This window comes from Enterococcus devriesei (assembly GCF_001885905.1).
In the GTDB taxonomy this organism is placed as follows: Bacteria; Bacillota; Bacilli; order Lactobacillales; family Enterococcaceae; genus Enterococcus_A; species Enterococcus_A devriesei.
Window position 1 is genome coordinate 1 of record NZ_JXKM01000033.1, and the last position, 2241, is coordinate 2241.

Below are 2241 nucleotides of genomic sequence, written 5' to 3' on the forward strand. Positions count from 1 at the left end.
ACATAATTACCACCTTCTGGGTTTGCTTGGGTAATTGATCCATCATCATTTAGATTTATAGGATGAATATCTAAATACCCATATTCTTCATGCTTAAGTTCCATACGTGAAGGCATCCAATCAACTTCTATTTTGTATCCTATATCTTCTAATTTTTGTATAACTTTTTGAGTGTGTTGAGCGTCAAAATCTATATCTATATCTCTGTGTTCTCTTTGTTGTTTTCCAGTTAATACATCTACCCCCCAGCCACCATCTAACCAATAAGTTACTTTCATGTGTTCAAATAAATCTAAAATATAAAATAATTCTTTTTCTGTTACATTATTATTTTTCATTTTATCCCTCCTAACTTGGGAATTTGAAACGAGTTGAAAACGAGTTTCTTCTTGTCTTGATACTATATAGAAATAACGTTCTTTTTTAAAAATATGATTTATCGTTGATGTGACAGTGTTGTTATGTATTTTTGTGGTTGAAAAGAAAATTTGACATGAAAACACCCCAGTTATATTATTAAGGTGTCGAATCTTAAATAAAACTGGGGGATTTTTATATGCAATATAATACTACTAAATATATTGACGAAAATCAAGATAACGAAACATTAAAAGATATGACGAAAAGTGGGAAGCAACGCCCATGGAGAGAAAAGAAAATTGATAATGTAAGTTACGCAGATATACTGGAGATTTTAAAAATTAAAAAGGCTTTTAACGTAAAACAATGTGGTAACGTCTTAGAATTCAAGCCAACTGATGAAGGTTATTTGAAGTTACATAAGACATGGTTTTGTAAGTCAAAATTATGCCCAGTTTGTAATTGGAGGCGTGCTATGAAAAATAGTTATCAAGCTCAAAAAGTGATTGAAGAAGTAGTAAAAGAAAAGCCTAAAGCTCGGTGGTTATTTCTTACTCTATCGACACGAAATGCGATAGATGGGGATACTTTAGAACGAAGTTTAAAGCATTTAACTGAATCTTTTAGAAGATTATTTAAATATAAAAAAGTTAGTAAAAATTTAATTGGTTTTATGCGTTCAACAGAAGTTACAGTTAATAAAAATGATGGCAGTTATAATCAACATATGCATGTTTTGTTGTGTGTTGAAAATAGTTATTTTAAGAATAAAGCTAATTATATAACTCAAGAAGAATGGGTTAATTTATGGCAAAAAGCATTACAAGTAAATTATCGACCGGTAGCAAATATTAAAGCGATCAAACCAAATCAAAAAGGCGATAAAGATATTCAAGCAGCTATTAAAGAAACCTCTAAATATTCGGTTAAGTCATCTGATTTTTTAACTGATGATGATGAAAGAAATCAAGAAATCGTGAATGATTTAGAAAAAGGTTTATACCGAAAGCGTATGTTGAGTTATGGTGGATTACTTAAACAAAAACATAAGATTTTAAATTTAGATGATGCCGAAGATGGCAATTTGATTAATACAAGTGACGAAGATAAAACAACAGACGAAGAAGAAAAAGCACATTCGATTACGGCAATTTGGAATTTTGAAAAACAAAATTATTATTTAAAAAATTTGAAACGTTAGCTTAAAAGCTAGCGTTTTTTTATGTATTTTTGCCCCTGCGGGAACTATAGCGTTCAACCGGCATGGTTGACCACTTTACATGCCAACTTTTAAGTTTGCATGTAAATGGGCCAGTGTCTTAAAAAATCAACACTGGATTTGCTCAAATTTTTGCTTTTGGAAATAGCATATATTTATTTGGCTCATATTCGCGTTTTAAGAGCTTATATAAGTTTTTAGGCATAAAACTATATGAATTACCCCTAAATCTTTAAAATGCCCCCTTAAAATTCAAAATAAAGGTATTTAAAATTTTAAAAATAAAAAAGCTACTAGCAAAAAACTAGTAGCTTAAATCTTAGTTAAATTTTGATGTAGTATTAATTTTTATATCTACGCTACAACGTCGATTCAAATTCGTGCAGTATTAATTTTTGTATCTGCGCCACAACGCCGATTACTAATAATGCAGTATTAATTTTTATATCTGTGCTACAACACCGATTACTTAAAACTAAGATAAAAAATCGACGAAGGTCGATAATGGTTTTGCACACGTCGATTTATCCGACGTATAAGTGCGCCCTTACGGGATTTAACTAGATTGTAACGATGAATTTTGGACTTGTAAAGCAATAACAATTGGGTTTACCAGGTCTACTAAGTAGACAAAAAAGAACACGCATTTATGCCGAGAAAAT

2 protein-coding genes are annotated in these 2241 nt (G+C 30.4%); one reads left to right on the forward strand and one right to left on the reverse strand.

The features are described from left to right. The coding region (locus RV00_RS15805; RefSeq protein ID WP_071863493.1) for a nucleotidyltransferase domain-containing protein at window positions 1–338 on the reverse strand (338 nt) is incomplete at its 3' end. A 218-nt stretch (window positions 339–556) separates the two neighbouring features. Here RV00_RS15805 and RV00_RS15810 point away from each other — a divergent pair. Then, the gene (locus RV00_RS15810) at window positions 557–1561 is read left to right on the forward strand and encodes a protein rep (RefSeq protein ID WP_011645009.1); all 1005 of its coding nucleotides are present in this window, start codon (window positions 557–559) and stop codon (window positions 1559–1561) included. Window positions 1562–2241: the final 680 nt, after the last annotated feature.

Excerpts from the sequence above, each read along its gene's own strand:
- RV00_RS15810 (WP_011645009.1), top strand. The coding sequence starts at position 557 with ATGCAATATAATACTACTAAATATATTGACGAAAATCAAGATAACGAA.